This window comes from Chryseobacterium sp. DT-167, assembly GCF_058310155.1.
Genome location: NZ_JBZEEQ010000009.1, coordinates 168,328 through 185,515, shown reverse-complemented (window position 1 = coordinate 185,515; position 17,188 = coordinate 168,328). Strand labels below are relative to the sequence as shown.

Genomic DNA, 17,188 nt, shown 5'->3' with positions numbered 1-17,188 from the left:
TTATAAATTCTGAATTGATTCAAAATTCAATATTCAAAATTTAAAATTATTCCTCAAGTCTTACATCAAGTCCAAGACCTTGTAACTCGTGAAGTAATACATTGAAAGATTCCGGAATACCTGGTTCAGGCATTGCTTCACCTTTTGCAATCGCTTCATAAGTTTTTGCTCTACCAATCACGTCATCAGACTTCACAGTCAGGATTTCTCTCAGGATATTTGATGCTCCAAATGCTTCAAGAGCCCAAACCTCCATCTCTCCGAATCTCTGACCACCAAACTGAGCTTTACCTCCTAATGGCTGCTGAGTAATCAATGAGTAAGGTCCGATAGAACGTGCGTGCATTTTGTCATCTACCATGTGTCCAAGTTTCAACATATAGATAATACCTACAGTCGCAGCCTGTGTAAATCTTTCTCCGGTACCACCATCATAAAGGTGAGTGTGACCGAATTGAGGAACCCCAGCTTTCTCAGTATACTCTGTAATCTGATCAAGAGTCGCCCCATCAAAGATTGGCGTAGCGAACTTCATCCCCAATTTCTGACCAGCCCATCCAAGAACTGTTTCATAAATCTGTCCGATGTTCATACGGGAAGGTACCCCAAGTGGATTCAATACGATATCTACAGGCGTTCCGTCTTCAAGGAATGGCATATCTTCTTCACGAACGATTCTCGAAACGATCCCTTTGTTACCGTGACGACCCGCCATTTTATCTCCAACGTTTAGTTTACGTTTTTTAGCGATATATACTTTAGCCAATTTCATGATACCTGCAGGAAGCTCATCCCCGATAGAAATTGCGAATTTCTCACGGTTTTTAACTCCTTGAATATCGTTGAATTTGATTTTGTAGTTGTGAATCAATTGTTTGATTAATTCATTCTTATCGTTGTCAACCGTCCAATCTGCACCGCTTACGTTTACGTAATCTTCAACTGAAGTCAACAATTTGTGAGTGAATTTCACCCCTTTACCGATAATTTCTTCATCTAAGTCATTCGTAACTCCCTGAGAAGTTTTACCGCTGACTAGAGTATTTAATTTTTCGATTAAAGTATTTCTCAACTCGTCAAACTTAGCTTTGTAAGTGTTTTCAATCTCTTCAAGCTTAAGCTTTTCTTCAGTTCTTTTCTTTTTATCTTTAATGTTTCTAGAGAACAATTTTTTGTTGATTACAACACCTCTTAATGAAGAATCTGCTTTCAATGAAGCATCTTTTACATCACCGGCTTTGTCACCAAAGATTGCTCTAAGAAGTTTTTCTTCAGGAGTCGGGTCAGATTCACCTTTTGGAGTGATCTTACCGATCATGATATCACCAGGTTTCACTTCAGCACCGATTCTGATCATACCGTTCTCATCAAGATCTTTTGTAGCTTCTTCTGAAACGTTTGGAATATCTGCTGTCAATTCTTCCATACCTAATTTGGTATCACGAACTTCAAGTGAATATTCATCTACGTGGATTGAAGTAAACCAGTCTTCACGTACAACTTTTTCGTTGATTACGATCGCATCCTCAAAGTTGTATCCTTTCCAAGGCATAAAGGCAACCACCAAGTTTCTACCAAGAGCCAACTCTCCGTTTTCGGTTGCATAACCGTCACAAAGAACCTGTCCTTTTACCACAGTTTCACCTACTCTTACGTTTGGTCTTAAGGTAATAGTCGTACTCTGGTTAGTTTTTCTGAACTTAGTCAGTTTATATGTTTTCGTAGCAGATTCGAATGATACTAAATCTTCATCATCGCTTCTTTCATATTTAATAGTGATCTGATCAGCATCTACATATTCAACAACACCATTTCCTTCAGCATTGATCAAAATTCTAGAATCTTTCGCAACCTGTTGTTCCAGACCTGTACCTACAATTGGAGCTTGTGGCTTCAACAAAGGAACTGCCTGACGCATCATGTTTGATCCCATCAATGCACGGTTTGCATCATCATGCTCCAAGAATGGAATCAATGAAGCTGAAATACCGGAAATCTGGTTAGGTGCAACGTCGATCAAATTAACCTGAGAAGGCTCAACAACTGGATAATCACCATCTAATCTGGCAATAATTCTGTCTGTTAAGAACGCTCCGTTATCATCCAATTCAACGTTTGCCTGAGCAATTACTTTATCTTCCTCGTCTTCTGCATTCAGATAAATAGGATCAGCATGTAAATCTACAGTACTACCTTCTACTTTTCTATATGGAGTTTCGATAAAACCTAAAGTATTGATCTTAGCATAGATCCCTAAAGAAGAAATCAAACCAATGTTTGGTCCCTCAGGAGTTTCGATAGGACAGATACGACCATAGTGAGTATGGTGAACGTCACGTACCTCGAAACCTGCTCTTTCTCTTGATAAACCACCAGGTCCTAGGGCAGAAAGTCTACGCTTGTGCGTGATTTCTGATAGAGGGTTGGTTTGGTCCATGAACTGAGAAAGCTGATTGGTACCAAAGAATGAGTTAATAACTGATGTTAAAGTCTTCGCATTAACAAGATCAAGCGGAGTAAAGATTTCGTTATCTCTAACGTTCATTCTTTCCTTAATCGTTCTTGCAATTCTCGAAAGACCTACACCGAACTGTCCTGCTAATTGCTCACCAACAGTTTTAATTCTTCTATTTGATAAGTGGTCAATATCATCAACCTCTGCTTTAGAGTTTACCAATTCGATCAGGTGTCTTACAATCGCAATGATATCTTCTTTTGTAAGAACCTCAGTAGTAGTCGGGATATTAAGACCTAACTTTTTGTTTAGTCTGTAACGTCCTACTTCACCAAGTGAATATCTTTGCTCAGAGAAGAATAATTTTTCAATAATTCCTCTTGCAGTTTCCTCATCGGGTGGATCTGCATTTCTTAACTGACGGTAAATATATTCTACCGCTTCTTTTTCAGAGTTAGTAGGGTCTTTTTGTAAGGTATTCTGGATGATAGAGAATTCGTTTGAATTTTCTTTGTGAATCAGGATAGATTTCACACCAGCATCCAAAATAAGATCTAAATGTTCTTTTTCAAGAATCGTTTCTCTGTCTAAGATGATTTCGTTTCTTTCGATAGAAACCACCTCTCCTGTATCTTCGTCTACGAAATCTTCGAACCAGGTGTTCAATACTCTCGCAGCCAAAGTTCTACCTTCCACTTTTTTAAGGGCAGCTTTAGAAACTTTCACTTCTTCAGCAAGGTCAAAGATCTGAAGAATGTCTTTATCAGATTCGAAACCGATTGCTCTTAATAATGTCGTTAAAGGTAATTTTTTCTTACGGTCAATATACGCGTACATTACACTGTTGATATCCGTAGTAAATTCCATCCAAGATCCTTTGAAAGGGATAATTCTTGAATAGTACAATTTTGTTCCGTTGGCGTGGTACGTCTGTCCGAAGAATACCCCCGGAGATCTGTGTAACTGAGTTACGATAACACGCTCTGCTCCATTGATAATGAATGAACCAGACGGAGTCATATAAGGAACCGGACCTAAATAAACATCCTGTACAACGGTCTGAAAATCTTCATGTTCAGGGTCAGTACAGTACAATTTAAGTCTGGCTTTAAGAGGAACTGAATAAGTTAAACCTCTTTCCACACACTCGTCGATCGAATAACGTGGAGAATCTACCAGATAATCTAAGAATTCCAATACAAATTGGTTTCTGGAATCGGTAATTGGAAAGTTTTCCTGGAAGGTTTTGTGCAAACCTTCTTTCTTTCTGTCCTCAGGAAGTGTATCAAGCTGGAAAAACTCTTTGAATGACTCTAGCTGGATATCCAGAAAGTCAGGAGTGATAATTTTTCCTTTAGCTGATGAGAAATTAATTCTCTCATTTCCCTTAGTAATTGCTGTTGTTTTACTCATAAAACTTTTAAGAAAGGGTTAAAAAATATTTTGATTTATACAAAAAATATCAGAAAAAGACTTTGAAGATAAAAGAGGCAAGACAAAGACATTTGATGTTTGGCGCTATCAGAAGTGGTCTTTGTTCTTAATTCTATATTCTAACTCTAATTTCTAACTGCAACGCTGGTATATCTTTTCACAGCGTAATGCAAAATATTTTTAAATTTTTACTATTGAACGAAAAAAGTATATATTACATAAAACGAAATCCCTTTCAAGATCATGAAAGAGTTGATTTACAATGTTTTACAGTAATATGTGTAGTTTTAGCGCCAAAAGTGACTGCAAATATACAACATATATTCTAGTCTGACAAAAAATAACCACTTCAAAACGAAGTGGTTATCAAATAAGGATATTTAAAAAAGCCTGAGCAAATTGCTCAGGCTTTCTATTTCTAAGAGTGAAATGAATTATTTCAATTCTACTTCAGCACCAGCTTCTTCTAATTGCTTCTTAAGAGCTTCAGCCTCGTCTTTAGAGATACCAGTTTTGATAGCAGCAGGAGCTCCGTCAACGATATCTTTAGCCTCCTTAAGACCAGCACCAGTTAAATCTTTTACCAATTTAACGATTGCTAATTTAGAAGCACCTGCAGACTTAAGAATTACATCGAATTCTGTTTTTTCTTCAGCAGCTTCACCTGCACCACCTGCAGCAACTACTACAGCAGCAGCAGCTGGCTCGATTCCGTACTCATCCTTAAGGATAGTAGCTAATTCATTTACGTCTTTTACTGTTAAGTTTACTAGCGTTTCAGCTAAATTTTTTAAATCTGACATTGTTGTAATGTTTTTGTTGATTATTTATTTAATTTTTTGAGAGTATAATTATTCAGCAGCTGGCGTTTCGTCAGTGCTTTCTGCAGCAGGAGCCTCTGGAGCTGCCTCAGCAGGAGTTTCTTCTACAGCAGGTGCAGCAGCTTCTTCAGCTGTGGCTTCTGTTGTTTCAGATTTGTTTTGAAGAGCAGAAACAACTCTTTGAATTGGAGACTGAAGCAATCCGATGATTTCACCGATCATTTCTTCTCTAGATTTAATGCTTACTAAAGCATCTAGATTGTTGTCACCAACATAGAAAGTTTCTTGTACGAAAGCTGATTTTAAAGCAGGCTTTTCTTCTTTTTTTCTAAAGTCTTTGATTAATTTTGCAGGAGCGTTAGCTGTATCAGCAATCATTAATGCAGAGTTCCCTTTGAATGTTTCAAACATTTCAGAGAAATCTACTCCGTCAATTTGCTCCATTGCTTTTTGCAAAAGTGTGTTCTTCACAACTTTTACTTTGATATTTTGCTTGAAAGCCTGTCTTCTGAAGTCAGAAGATTTAGCAGCGTTCAAACCGTCTAGATCTGCTACATAAACTACTTTAGCATCCTGAAGCAAATCTTTGATCTCTTGTATTGCTACAACTTTTTGGTCTTTTGTCATTGTCTTAAGGATTATAATTAGTTAACAGATTTACTATCAATTGCGATACCCGGACTCATTGTAGAAGACAGATAAATGCTCTTCACATAAGTACCTTTAGCAGCAGTTGGTTTCATTTTGATCAATGTAGAAATTAATTCCTGAGCATTTTCTTTGATTTTAGCAGCATCGAAAGATACTTTACCAATACCAGCGTGGATAATACCGTATTTGTCTACTTTGAAGTCAATTTTACCAGCTTTTACCTCAGTTACTGCTTTACCAATTTCCATAGTTACAGTACCTGATTTTGGGTTAGGCATCAAACCTCTTGGTCCTAATACTCTACCCAATGGTCCTAATTTACCCATAACAGCCGGCATAGTCACGATAACGTCAACATCTGTCCAACCTTCTTTTATTTTCTGTAAATATTCGTCAAGACCTACATAGTCCGCACCTGCTTCTTTCGCTTCAGCTTCTTTATCTGGTGTAACTAATGCTAAAACTTTAACATCTTTACCAGTACCGTGAGGAAGAGATACTACACCTCTTACCATTTGGTTAGCTTTTCTAGGGTCAACACCCAATCTTACAGCGATATCTACAGAAGCATCAAACTTTGCAGTGTTTACTTCTTTTACAAGAGCAGCACCTTCTTCAAGGTTATAAATTCTTCCTTTTTCTACTTTGCTTAAAGCTTCCTTTTGCTTTTTAGTCAATTTTGCCATTTCTCTTAGTTTTAAGCGTTAGTTGGTTTAGTTCCTGTTACTCTTAATCCCATAGATCTAGCAGTACCTGCAACCATAGAAAGAGCAGAATCCAAAGTAAAACAGTTAAGGTCTGTCATCTTATCTTCTGCGATTTTTTGAACCTGAGCCCAAGATACAGCACCTACTTTGTTTCTGTTTGGTTCACCGGATCCTCCTTTGATTTTAGCTGCATCCATTAACTGAATTGCTGCAGGTGGAGTTTTAATAACGAATTCAAAAGATTTGTCTTCGTACACTGTAATTACTACAGGTAAAACTTGACCTGGCTTATCCTGAGTTCTTCCGTTAAATTGTTTACAAAACTCCATGATGTTCACACCTGCAGAACCTAATGCCGGACCTACTGGTGGAGATGGGTTTGCAGCTCCTCCTTTTACTTGGAGCTTAACCATTTTAAAGACTTTTTTAGCCATTGTTTGTTTTTTAAAAATTGAATAATTAATGAGTTTGGAAGCATTTATTATTCAGCAGGTTACCGCACTCACATAAAGTAAACCTACTTTTCGGACTGCAAAATTATGAAATATTTTTTAATTAGCAAACACTTAACTCATTAAATTTCAGAAATAACCAAAATGTGCACTTTACTTTTTAAAATATATTAAAACCTTATCTTTATAATTTATATCTAACAATTACTACATTTTCTATAATTTATTATAAAATCAGTAATTAAATTATTTATTTCCAGATAAATCGGGAGTTAAATTTTCCAACGGAATCTGTACTCCTAACCTAATTTGCTCATAAGGAAAATACTTTATACCATGTTGAAACTGCGCAAACCATAATGCTTTTCTTGTATTAACATTCAGTCTGGAAGAAAATATCATCGGTCTGTCTCCGTAATCCTCAACTCTTTTAATCCATCCGTTGTATCCTGAGAATGTATTTTCCAAACTGATACTTTTGTGCTTCAATATAAATTTCAATCCATAGATCAATGCATCATCCTGCACGTTTATACCGGGGGTCTGCACATCCCATGAAAAGAATCCCAGATCAGAAACCAGACGCACTTCATCTATAAAAGAATTGCTGAATCTGAATGATTTGCCCAATTCGACATCAAAATAATATCCCGCAGTATTGAAAAACCGTCTGTTTTTGAAATCGCTTCCTGATGCTGTCTTCAAGGTTGAGTTTAAAATAAGTGCGGGTCTGATCTTATTCTCAGCAAAAACTTTTATTCTTGTCTGTACATAGAAATCGCCTGTTGCAAAACCACTACTCTTCTGCATTGACCTTCGGGAGACTATTTCATCTTTTACCGAATAATATTCTGCCAAAGTTTTCCATACTTTTACTGAAGCTTTCTCAGGAATAAGTGGTACCTCTACCTTTATGTTATTTGACAGTGTCTGATCTCCATATCCAAAATAATAGTCACCCATAATTATCACAGTTGTATGCTGGGGAATTATGGCTTCAGTAAATTCGGGAACGGGATTCGCGTTTGGTCCAAAGTAATTCGTAGTATGATGGATCAATGTCTGCGAAGAAAACATCTGAATGCAGAAAACTGATAGTAGAAAACAAAGACTTTTCACTGTTATTAATTTTTAGACAAAAATAAATAAAGCTAAAATAAAAACTATTAAATTATTATAAACAAATGCCCCAACAATGCATAGTAATGAATATTTACAATAAAAGAAACCAACCTGAATTTTCAGATTGGTTTCTTTATTATGTTTAAAAATTTTATACTTTTTCGACTTGCGAAAAGCTCAATTCCATTGGAGTTTTTCTTCCGAAGATCAAAACAGAAACTTCTACTTTTTTCTTATCTTCCAAGATTTTTTCAACGGTACCGTTGAAACCATTGAATGGTCCGTCAATTACTTTTACGTTTTCACCAACGATGAATGGAATTTCTGCATCTGAAGCAAATTCTGAAAGTTCATCCATTCTGCCAAGCATTCTGTTGACCTCAGATTTTCTCATCGGAACAGGATCTCCGCCTTTAGTTAAACTCAAGAAAGAAATCACACCAGGAATATTCTTGATAACGTGAGGTATTTCCCCCATTAAATCTGCTTCTACCATCAGATAGCCAGGATAGTATGGTCTTTCTTTAGGCACTTTTTTCCCATTTCTAAGCTGAATAACCTTTTCCATAGGAATAACTACCTGAGTAACATACTGCTCAAACCCTAAACGTTTGATTTCTGTCTCAATATAGTTTTTCACTTTATTTTCCTGTCCGCTGATTGCTTTCAGCACATACCATTTCAATTCGCTCATTATGGGAAAATACTTTTTAGTTGAAGGTGTTGATTAGTATTCCGATGATGTTGCTGATTGCTTTAGAAAACAGCTCATCAACTCCGAATGTAAACAATGCCAAAATAACAGTTGCAATAGTAACTACAATAGTCGAAGACTGTAAGTCAGACCACTTAGGCCACTCTACTTTGTGTCTAAATTCGTGATAAGAACCTTTTAAAAATTCTACTAAGCTCATTATTTTCTTTTTGCACGGGCACAAGGATTCGAACCCTGATCAACGGTGTTGGAGACCGGTATCCTACCATTGGACGATGCCCGTAGATTAAAAAAGGTTCCGTAAGTTTCCTTACGGAACCTTTTATATTATTTTAGAATTAATCTAAGATTTCAGTAACCTGACCTGAACCAACTGTTCTTCCTCCTTCTCTGATCGCAAATCTAAGACCTACGTTAAGAGCGATTGGCTGTAACAATTCTACAGTGATCTCTAAGTTATCACCAGGCATTACCATTTCTACACCTTCTGGTAAGAAGATCTCACCTGTAACGTCAGTAGTTCTTACGTAGAACTGAGGACGGTATTTGTTGTGGAATGGAGTGTGACGTCCACCTTCTTCTTTAGAAAGGATATAAACTGAAGCTTTGAATTTTTTGTGTGGCTTCACTGAATCTTTCTTAGCGATAACCATACCTCTCTTGATGTCAGTTTTTTCAATACCTCTCAACAATAGACCTACGTTATCTCCAGCTTCACCTCTGTCAAGGATTTTTCTGAACATCTCAACTCCTGTAATAGTAGAAGTCAATTTTTCTTCACCCATACCGATGATATCTACAGGATCTCCTGTGTTGATAATACCAGCTTCAATTCTACCAGTTGCAACAGTACCTCTACCTGTAATAGAGAATACGTCTTCGATTGGCATCAAGAAAGGCTTATCAGTATCTCTTGGTGGTTGTTCGATCCACTCGTCAACAGCATCCATTAATTGCTCAACAGATTTGAACCATTGGTCATCAGTTTTAGCACCTCCTTCAGCAGTAGCAGCTGTAAGAGCACCTAAAGCAGAACCTTGAATTACTGGAGAGTTATCTCCGTCAAATTCGTAAGTAGACAATAAGTCTCTAAGTTCCATTTCAACTAGCTCTAATAACTCAGCATCATCAACCATATCAACCTTGTTCATGAAAACAACGATTCTAGGTACGTTTACCTGACGGCAAAGTAGGATGTGCTCTCTAGTTTGAGGCATTGGCCCGTCTGTAGCAGCACATACAACAATAGCACCATCCATCTGAGCAGCACCAGTTACCATGTTTTTTACATAATCGGCGTGACCTGGACAATCTACGTGAGCATAGTGTCTTTTTTCAGTTTCGTATTCGATGTGAGCAGTATTGATAGTAATCCCTCTTTCTTTTTCTTCTGGAGCAGAGTCAATAGATGAGAAATCTTTTTTCTCAGCAAGACCTTTGCTAGCCAATACAGCAGAAATTGCTGCAGTAAGTGTAGTTTTACCATGGTCAACGTGACCAATAGTACCAATGTTCAAGTGTGGTTTGTTACGATTAAACGTTTCCTTTGCCATGATTTAAATTATTTATTTTATTGTTTATTCAAATTTTCGGTGTGCAAATATAATGAATTTTTAAATACTAAAATCTTTTTGTGAAAAAAAGTTTAATATTCAAATCCAAAAACTGCAAACCTTTATTTTTGTATATTGGAATTGCAAATTTATAATAAAAAAATGAATTAAAAAAAACACTTTACAAATCCGGGAGGATTTTTCTCTCGTATATCCATATGAAACTATTAATTAAAATAAATATTATGAAAAAACTATTCAACTTCTGTCTGGCTACATTTGCATTTGTCACGCTATTCTCGTGTGATGATGAAAACAGTATGCCCGAAACACCCGCAACGGCTCCTGACGTAATGGTATACGGTCTCACTGAAAACAATCAGCTTGTAGCTTTTAATGCCAATAATTCCTCCTCTTTTGCCTCTACGAAAACAATCATGGGAATACCTTCCGGAGAAAAATTATTAAGTATCGACTTCCGACCGGCTACTGGTGAACTTTATGCCGTATCTAATGCAAGCAAATTCTATATTATCAATACCTCAACGGCAAATACAAGAGTTGTAGGCACCACTGCATTTTCTCCCGCTATTTCAGGAACAATTGCTTCCATTGATTTTAACCCCACTGTTGATCGAATCAGGCTTGTAACCAATACAGGGCAAAATCTTCGTTTAAATCCTGAAACCGGTGCTGTTGCTGCAACTGATACAGGTATTGCAACATCGTCATCTATCACCGGTATTGCATATACCAACAGTAAATCGGGTGCCGCAACAACGATACTGTATGATCTTGATGCCACCGCAGGAAAATTATTTAAGCAAGATCCGCCCAACAACGGAACCCTGGTAGAAGTTGGGAGTTTGGGGGTAACATTCACAGGTCAGGCTGCTTTTGATATCAATCCTGAAAACACTGTGGCTTTAATGGCAGCAACTACAGGTTCCCAGAATAATCTTTATACTGTGGATCTTACTAATGGCAAAGCAACCAATATTGGAAATCTATCTCAAAAAATAATCGATCTGGCTATTCCTACAAACCCAGTTGCCTATGCAATTGATAATGCTAATGCACTTCAGATCTTTGATCCGAATAATCCTGTACCGGTGACCAAAGCAATCACAGGTCTGCAGACAGGTGAAGGAATTTTAGGAATTGACTTCAGACCTCTGAACGGACAACTATATGCTTTAGGAAACTCAAGCAGAATCTATACTATTAATTTAGGCACAGGCGCAGCAACCCAGGTTGGTACAGGAGCATTACCTACTCCACTTGCAGGAACCGAATTCGGATTTGACTTCAATCCTACCGTCGATAAAATAAGAGTGGTAAGCAATACTGGGCAAAACTTGAGATTAGATCCGGTTACCGGAGGTATAACGATGGTCGACATGCCACTAAACCCTGTACCTGTAGCAGTTGGAGCAGCGGCTTATACAGATAATTTCGCAGGCGCTACTACTACTTCACTATTCGTAGTTGATACCAATACAGATAAATTATATTTGCAAAACCCGCCAAACAATGGTACTTTGGTTGAAAGAGGTTCTTTGGGAATCAATATCGATGGAGCTAATGGTTTTGATATTGGAAGCACAAGTCAGAAAGCTTATTTAGTGGCTTCTGTTGGCGGAACTACAAGAATTTATACCTTAAATACTACAAATGGGTCTACAGCATCCCTTGCAACTTATCCTAATCCTGTAAAAGGGTTTACGATAGGTTTAGGATTCTAAAATATAATCTTGATATTCATATAAAGAAGCGCAGAGTAGAAAACCTATTCTGCGCTTCAACTATATACAGATCAATACAATATGAAGCTCAATCTTCAGCTGTACAAAAAGTTGAAAGAGCTGAATGCAATTCTGTTATTTATTAAAAATTACACTAAATGTATTGACATTTTTCTGAGGTGACGAATATCGGATTTCTGCACCGTGGTATTCAAGAATTCGCTTGACAATCCGAAGTCCCAAACCGGACCCCGCAATATGCTGAGAATTATTCCCCCTCATAAAGGCATCAAACAACTTCGGCTGCTCTTCTTCAGAAATCGTGTTCCCGACAGAAGTGACATCCACAATAAGATTATGCTCATTTTCTGTAATTAAAATCCCTGCATCTGCATCATCAGAGTAAACAGCGGCATTTTTAAGTAAATTAATAAAGACAATATCGAGTAAAGACTGTACTCCCAGAATGGTAAGAAATGCATTTTCAGATTCGTTTTCAGCGATGAGAAAATCCATTTTAAGTTTTGGATAGCTTTTTTGTACCTGCTCAAAAGATTCAAAAATCACTTCATCAATTCTTACTTCTTCATAAATACTCTGAATATTTTCTTTGTCAAACTTCGTAAGCAGAAGAAGCGAATTTGTAAGATCAGACAATTGGTAAACATCTTTCAGCATCTGCTTCAATGCGGAAAGAGTTTCAGGAGAATGTTGGGTAAGTTTAATTAAATTTTCAAGCTGAAATGCCATTCTCGTGATCGGCGTTCTGATCTCATGAGAAGCACTTGCCGTAAAATCTTTCTGTGACTGGAAAACATCGTTTAACCTTACGATCATCGTATTAAATGACCTTGCAAGAATACTTATTTCATCATTGGAATGTTCTACGGGAATCTGTGTGGTGAGCTTTTGTGCCGTAACTTCAGAAATTTCATTATTAAGATCTTCCAGCGGACGCAGAAATCTTCCCATAAAATAATAGCTGAAAAAACCAATAAAAAGTGTACTTGTAATGTATGCCGTGATCAAGAGATACTTTAAATAATTCAATTTGGATTGACCATTATTGTCAAAAGCACTGGTGAGAATGTAATAGTTTTCTCCATTGATGTTCCTTAAAGCTACATAAATTTCAGGAGATGCTTTTTCTATATGAATAGATTTTTTACGATCAGCTTCTTTTAGCAAATTCTTATTCCAGGTTACTTCTCTGTCTTTTATCGTGCTGTAGATAAGCTCTTTTTTGGAATTAAAAATCAGAATGGTCTCATTTAAAAGAAAATTGTCAGAATTTTCATTAAAAAAGATCGGTGCTTCTTCTTCAAAATTTTTAGATTTGGAGATAAAATTGGTGGTAAAATCTAGTCTGCGTTCAAATCTTTCTTTAAATTCCTCTTTTCGGAAATCATTAAAAGAAGTATATACAATGATCAGAACAATACCAAAAAGTAATGAAAATGAAATACTGAGGGTAAGTGCAATTTTCCTTTTTAAAGACATTTACAATGGATTTAAATAATATCCGAAACCAGATCGTGTATGAATAAGTTTGATCTTAAAATCTTTATCAATTTTCTTTCTTAAAAAATTAATGTAGACCTCAACAGTATTGGTATTGGTATTAAAATTATGTTCCCAGACATTTTCCGTAATCTGCTGTTTTGAAACCGTTCTTCCCTGCGCTTCTGCAAGATATGTTAATAATTGAAACTCTTTAAGTGTCAATGCTATTTCGTTCCCTGCCCTGAAAACTTTTTGCTCGGTTTTATTGATAATGAGATCATCAATTCTGATAATTTCCTGATCAGAATTTTCGGAAGATGTTTTGCGTCTTAGAAGTGAATTGATTCTTAAAAGCAATTCCTCAAACTGAAATGGCTTTACCAAATAATCATCTGCTAATCTTGTGAAGGCATCTTTTTTATCAGAAATATCTCCATACGCTGAAATGATAATGATGGGTATGTTTTTATCAAACGATCTTATGGTTTGGCAGACATCTAACCCGTTGATCTTTGGAACATTGATATCTAAGAGATACAAGTCATAAGAATTGCTTTTTATTTGACTTAGAAGAGTTTCTCCGTCATAAATTCTGTCGGTAGTAAATCGGTTTGACTCTAAAAACTTACTCAGTTCTGCCGAGAGAATGAGATCGTCTTCCAAAAGAAGAATGTTCATTAAAAAAATATTTGATACGAATTTAATGAAAAAATGATGACGTTTTAGCGTTGAAATCGTTTAGAATGTGTCAAAAGAAATAAGATGCTAAATCGTTGCTCCCTTCAAAGCTGTTGATTCGAATGTTTTAATTTTCAATTATGATTTATTAAAATAATATTAAACCTTTAGATTATGTTTCTATCTGATGCTTCCGATTATTTGATTTATTTATATTTTTCTATTACTTGATTCAGATGTGCCTTATATTTTTCACTTATAGGAATTCTTTCATCTCCGACCATAAGATTATTTTTCCCGATACTTTGAAGGTATTGAAGCGAAATGATATGCGAGTTATGCACTCTGATAAAGTTTTCGGAATCTATTTTTTCCATAATAGATTTCATTGTTTGATGTACAATCAATTTTCGAGTTTCTGTGTAAATGATAATATAGTCTTTAAGAGCATTGATACGTTTGATCTCACTCAAATTCAGTTTTACATCTTCATTATTGAAACGCACAAAAATAAATGATTCTTTGAGAAAATTCTGAGTATTTTTCTCCTGTAGAATTTTCGAATTGTTGTGATTTTTATAGCTTTTATATATCGCTTTAAGAAATCTCTCAAAAGAAAATGGCTTCAGAAGATAGTCAATCACTCCCATTTCGAAACCCTGTACTGCAGAATCATCATAAGCTGTGGTGATGATAACATCAGGGATTTTGTTGAAACTTTTTAAAAATTCTATTCCTGAAATATTGGGTAAATTGATATCCAGAAAAATAAGATCAATATTTTCATTTTGCAGAACCTGTATAGTCTCCTGAATGTCATAACAGTTTTTCACAAGATTCAGAAAAGGGATTCTTGAGATATATTCTTCAATAACGTGATGCGCCAATTCTTCATCGTCAACAATGATGCAATTCATCTTTAATTCAATTGAAGTTTTAAATTAATTTTATATTCTGATCCGTTATCATCAATATCCAGCTTGTATTTCTCCGGATAAAGAAGATGAAGCTTCATTTTAGTATTTTCTACGCCCAATTTACTGTCATCAGATTTTTCATTGTTTTTTCTCTCATAAAAATTTCTGATGTCAAAATCCAGCAGTCCGTTCTCCAAAACTATTTTAATATCTAATGGTCCTTTTCTCAAATCGGCATACTTAAATGCATTTTCTACAAAGGTTAAAAGCAGAAGCGGCTCAATTTCGTAAGAATCAAAATTACCATAAAATTTACAATTAATATTATTGAATTTACTAAACCTGATGGATTGTATCTCAATGTATTTCTTGATGTTAGTAATTTCATCATTCAAATTATTTCTCTGCATATTTTTATTATTAAGCACATAGCGCATAATATCAGATAAAATCAGGATAACTCTGGGGGTATCTTTTGATTGTGTAATGGATAATGAATAAATACTGTTGAGAGCATTAAAAAAGAAATGAGGGTTGATTTGCTCACGCAGAATCTTTAATTGACTGGACTGTCTTTCGAATTCGAGAGCGCTGATTTTTTTTTTGTTTTCTATCCACTTATCTACGAAGAAAATCAGGGTACTGAAAATAATTGAGAAGATTCCTATTCTAAAAAAAATGTCGGAAAAGTTGATGCCATCATTAAATGGTTTCATTTTTCCATTTTTCGGAAAATCTTTTGGAAGAAATGGAGGATGTTGTGGCAACGGCGGCATAAAAACTATCATAAGAGCAATATATACCACAATAAATGAAATCGTGATGACAAGAATTTTTTTAGGAGTCTGCCGGATAATGAAAGGTAAAAATATATAGTAGTTTATATAAAACAATATAATGGAGACCAAGAATATTTTCAGATTCATGAGGAGAAGAAAATTTCCGAAAATAGAATAATCCATAATCAGTTTAAAGAAAATAAGAATGCTCCAGATAATCCAGTGATAAATGTAGGTGGTTTGTATTTGTCGGAAAAATGTTGTCATAAAATTGTATCTATTTGTTTTCTGCACAAATTCCTTCAATAAAATATTGAAGGAATTTTTCATTGTAATTAAAGTATCTAATATGCTATCTTCATAGAATCCAGTTCATGTATAGAAATTTTCGGGAATGATTTTTTTTTTATTTTAACTACAACGAGATCTGCGGTCTTTTGTGCATCTTTTTCATATTTAAATTTTTTTTCTCCCTGTATTGCAGGAATGTAAGGCTGGTTGATCAATATTTTTTGATTTTTTAAAATTTGGTACCCGTATCCTAAATCTTGCTTAGTAATTTTAATTTGCAGATTACTGTGCTTCTTTTCACAGCTCACTAAAAATATTCCCGACAAAAAGAATAATTTCCAAAAGGTTTTAATCATCATCATTTTCACTTTCGTTTGGATGAAATACCCAGATGTCATCAAAATAAGATGAGCCACTATTTCCTGTAAGTACATAGCCGTAATTTCCTAATGAAAATGCGCATGCGCTTTCTCTGGAAGATCCTTCAAATGATGTTCTTTCCGTCCAGTCATTTGTAGAAGGATTGTATTCCCATGTCGTATTTCCTACTCCACCTGAAGATCCTGTAGAAACATATCCTAATCCTCCTGCTGCAAAAGCGGCCGTTGAAACACGGTTTTGAGAATCATCATCATTACTGGTATCTACTTTTCTTGACCATGTCTCCGAGGACGGATCAAATGCCCAGAAATCTGAAACCAGACTTCCGTTATTGCTTCCAAATCCTACATAGGCTATATTATTGATCACAAATACAGCACCATCTCTTCTCTTGGAGCCTCCCAAACTTGTCATCGTACTCCATGATGCATCAGACTCACTGTATTTATAAAAATCCTTTAGCTCACTCCCATCATATCCTGTTCCTACATATCCGTTATTCTCTATCCCGAAAGCTAAAGCTGAATATCTTCCTGTTCCGGGAAAATCATCGATTTGGCTCCATGAATTGGATGAAGGATCATATTTATAAAAATCTTTCAATTTATTCAATCCATCATATCCTGTTCCTACATAACCATATGAATTGGTAGCAAAACCTACGGCAGAACTCCTTTTTGATCCTAAAAAGTCTGCTTTTTGAGTCCAAGCGTTCAGATTAGGATCATAGCTCCACAAATCATTATAATAGAATTCTCCATCATATCCTCCTGTGACATATCCTTTTCCGTTTACAACAAATGCAGACGCATTGGAGCGGGGTTTACCATCCATATCCGAAACTCTTATCCAGTTTCCTATTAGTTCATCTTCATCATCATCATTTCGACAACTCAGTACTAAAAAAGTTCCTACAAGAGTAAGAGCCAAGATTGAAAGTTTACTGTTCATTATTCCTTCTTTTTTGTGCAAAACAATTCTATT

16 protein-coding genes and 1 tRNA gene are annotated in these 17,188 nt (G+C 35.7%); 1 reads left to right on the top strand and 16 read right to left on the bottom strand.

Annotated elements, in window-relative coordinates; all coding sequences use genetic code 11:
* Positions 1–46 precede the first annotated feature (46 nt).
* From rpoB to tuf, 10 genes are all read right to left on the bottom strand, one after another.
* Positions 47–3,868, bottom strand: coding sequence for a DNA-directed RNA polymerase subunit beta (gene rpoB, locus AC4FQ5_RS13500; RefSeq protein WP_491144075.1), 3,822 nt, complete (start codon positions 3,866–3,868; stop codon positions 47–49).
* Positions 3,869–4,323: 455 nt separating this feature from the next.
* Positions 4,324–4,692: a 50S ribosomal protein L7/L12 gene (rplL, locus tag AC4FQ5_RS13495; RefSeq protein WP_263003737.1), complete on the bottom strand. Its 369-nt coding sequence runs from the start codon at positions 4,690–4,692 to the stop codon at positions 4,324–4,326.
* Positions 4,693–4,740: 48 nt separating this feature from the next.
* Positions 4,741–5,337 (bottom strand): 50S ribosomal protein L10, encoded by a 597-nt coding sequence (rplJ, locus tag AC4FQ5_RS13490; protein WP_491144074.1) that lies wholly within the window; start codon positions 5,335–5,337, stop codon positions 4,741–4,743.
* Positions 5,338–5,354: 17 nt separating this feature from the next.
* On the bottom strand, positions 5,355–6,047 hold the full coding sequence (gene rplA / locus AC4FQ5_RS13485) for a 50S ribosomal protein L1 (RefSeq protein WP_162088343.1): 693 nt from the start codon (positions 6,045–6,047) through the stop codon (positions 5,355–5,357).
* Positions 6,048–6,058: 11 nt separating this feature from the next.
* On the bottom strand, positions 6,059–6,502 hold the full coding sequence (gene rplK, locus AC4FQ5_RS13480) for a 50S ribosomal protein L11 (protein ID WP_047444876.1): 444 nt from the start codon (positions 6,500–6,502) through the stop codon (positions 6,059–6,061).
* A gap of 264 nt (positions 6,503–6,766) precedes the next feature.
* Positions 6,767–7,639: a hypothetical protein gene (locus AC4FQ5_RS13475; RefSeq protein WP_491144071.1), complete on the bottom strand. Its 873-nt coding sequence runs from the start codon at positions 7,637–7,639 to the stop codon at positions 6,767–6,769.
* A gap of 154 nt (positions 7,640–7,793) precedes the next feature.
* Positions 7,794–8,336: a transcription termination/antitermination protein NusG gene (nusG, locus tag AC4FQ5_RS13470; protein WP_491144069.1), complete on the bottom strand. Its 543-nt coding sequence runs from the start codon at positions 8,334–8,336 to the stop codon at positions 7,794–7,796.
* A gap of 16 nt (positions 8,337–8,352) precedes the next feature.
* Positions 8,353–8,556, bottom strand: a complete 204-nt coding sequence (gene secE, locus AC4FQ5_RS13465; RefSeq protein WP_463429601.1) for a preprotein translocase subunit SecE — start codon at positions 8,554–8,556, stop codon at positions 8,353–8,355.
* A gap of 13 nt (positions 8,557–8,569) precedes the next feature.
* Positions 8,570–8,640 (bottom strand) — tRNA-Trp (locus AC4FQ5_RS13460).
* 55 nt (positions 8,641–8,695) lie between these two features.
* The gene (gene tuf / locus AC4FQ5_RS13455; RefSeq protein WP_047444879.1) at positions 8,696–9,910 is read right to left on the bottom strand and encodes an elongation factor Tu; all 1,215 of its coding nucleotides are present in this window, start codon (positions 9,908–9,910) and stop codon (positions 8,696–8,698) included.
* A gap of 245 nt (positions 9,911–10,155) precedes the next feature.
* Here tuf and AC4FQ5_RS13450 point away from each other — a divergent pair, with 245 nt between their 5' ends.
* A complete protein-coding gene (locus AC4FQ5_RS13450; RefSeq protein WP_491144066.1) occupies positions 10,156–11,655 on the top strand; it encodes a DUF4394 domain-containing protein in 1,500 nt (499 codons plus the stop codon).
* A 135-nt stretch (positions 11,656–11,790) separates the two neighbouring features.
* Here AC4FQ5_RS13450 and AC4FQ5_RS13445 read toward each other — a convergent pair whose 3' ends face one another.
* From AC4FQ5_RS13445 to AC4FQ5_RS13420, 6 genes are all read right to left on the bottom strand, one after another.
* Positions 11,791–13,155, bottom strand: a complete 1,365-nt coding sequence (locus AC4FQ5_RS13445; protein ID WP_491144064.1) for an ATP-binding protein — start codon at positions 13,153–13,155, stop codon at positions 11,791–11,793.
* On the bottom strand, positions 13,156–13,836 hold the full coding sequence (locus AC4FQ5_RS13440; protein WP_491144062.1) for a response regulator transcription factor: 681 nt from the start codon (positions 13,834–13,836) through the stop codon (positions 13,156–13,158).
* Between the two features lie 206 nt (positions 13,837–14,042).
* Entirely contained in the window at positions 14,043–14,753 is a 711-nt protein-coding gene (locus AC4FQ5_RS13435; protein ID WP_491144060.1) for a LytR/AlgR family response regulator transcription factor, read from the bottom strand.
* Positions 14,754–14,755: 2 nt separating this feature from the next.
* Positions 14,756–15,799 carry a sensor histidine kinase gene (locus AC4FQ5_RS13430; RefSeq protein ID WP_491144058.1) on the bottom strand — a complete coding sequence of 348 codons (1,044 nt, stop codon included), beginning with the start codon at positions 15,797–15,799 and terminating at the stop codon, positions 14,756–14,758.
* Positions 15,800–15,876: 77 nt separating this feature from the next.
* Positions 15,877–16,179: a DUF4907 domain-containing protein gene (locus AC4FQ5_RS13425; protein ID WP_491144056.1), complete on the bottom strand. Its 303-nt coding sequence runs from the start codon at positions 16,177–16,179 to the stop codon at positions 15,877–15,879.
* On the bottom strand, positions 16,172–17,155 hold the full coding sequence (locus tag AC4FQ5_RS13420; RefSeq protein ID WP_491144055.1) for a Kelch repeat-containing protein: 984 nt from the start codon (positions 17,153–17,155) through the stop codon (positions 16,172–16,174). The genes AC4FQ5_RS13425 and AC4FQ5_RS13420 overlap by 8 nt, the downstream gene beginning before the upstream one ends.
* Between the last annotated feature and the right edge of the window lie 33 nt (positions 17,156–17,188).

Bases quoted from the DNA above. Each gene is read 5' to 3' on its own strand.
- rpoB (WP_491144075.1), bottom strand. From the start codon at position 3,868: ATGAGTAAAACAACAGCAATTACTAAGGGAAATGAGAGAATTAATTTC.
- rplL (WP_263003737.1), bottom strand. From the start codon at position 4,692: ATGTCAGATTTAAAAAATTTAGCTGAAACGCTAGTAAACTTAACAGTA.
- rplJ (WP_491144074.1), bottom strand. From the start codon at position 5,337: ATGACAAAAGACCAAAAAGTTGTAGCAATACAAGAGATCAAAGATTTG.
- rplA (WP_162088343.1), bottom strand. From the start codon at position 6,047: ATGGCAAAATTGACTAAAAAGCAAAAGGAAGCTTTAAGCAAAGTAGAA.
- rplK (WP_047444876.1), bottom strand. From the start codon at position 6,502: ATGGCTAAAAAAGTCTTTAAAATGGTTAAGCTCCAAGTAAAAGGAGGA.
- nusG (WP_491144069.1), bottom strand. From the start codon at position 8,336: ATGAGCGAATTGAAATGGTATGTGCTGAAAGCAATCAGCGGACAGGAA.
- secE (WP_463429601.1), bottom strand. From the start codon at position 8,556: ATGAGCTTAGTAGAATTTTTAAAAGGTTCTTATCACGAATTTAGACAC.
- tuf (WP_047444879.1), bottom strand. From the start codon at position 9,910: ATGGCAAAGGAAACGTTTAATCGTAACAAACCACACTTGAACATTGGT.
- AC4FQ5_RS13450 (WP_491144066.1), top strand. From the start codon at position 10,156: ATGAAAAAACTATTCAACTTCTGTCTGGCTACATTTGCATTTGTCACG.
- AC4FQ5_RS13445 (WP_491144064.1), bottom strand. From the start codon at position 13,155: ATGTCTTTAAAAAGGAAAATTGCACTTACCCTCAGTATTTCATTTTCA.
- AC4FQ5_RS13440 (WP_491144062.1), bottom strand. From the start codon at position 13,836: ATGAACATTCTTCTTTTGGAAGACGATCTCATTCTCTCGGCAGAACTG.
- AC4FQ5_RS13435 (WP_491144060.1), bottom strand. From the start codon at position 14,753: ATGAATTGCATCATTGTTGACGATGAAGAATTGGCGCATCACGTTATT.
- AC4FQ5_RS13430 (WP_491144058.1), bottom strand. From the start codon at position 15,799: ATGACAACATTTTTCCGACAAATACAAACCACCTACATTTATCACTGG.
- AC4FQ5_RS13425 (WP_491144056.1), bottom strand. From the start codon at position 16,179: ATGATTAAAACCTTTTGGAAATTATTCTTTTTGTCGGGAATATTTTTA.
- AC4FQ5_RS13420 (WP_491144055.1), bottom strand. From the start codon at position 17,155: ATGAACAGTAAACTTTCAATCTTGGCTCTTACTCTTGTAGGAACTTTT.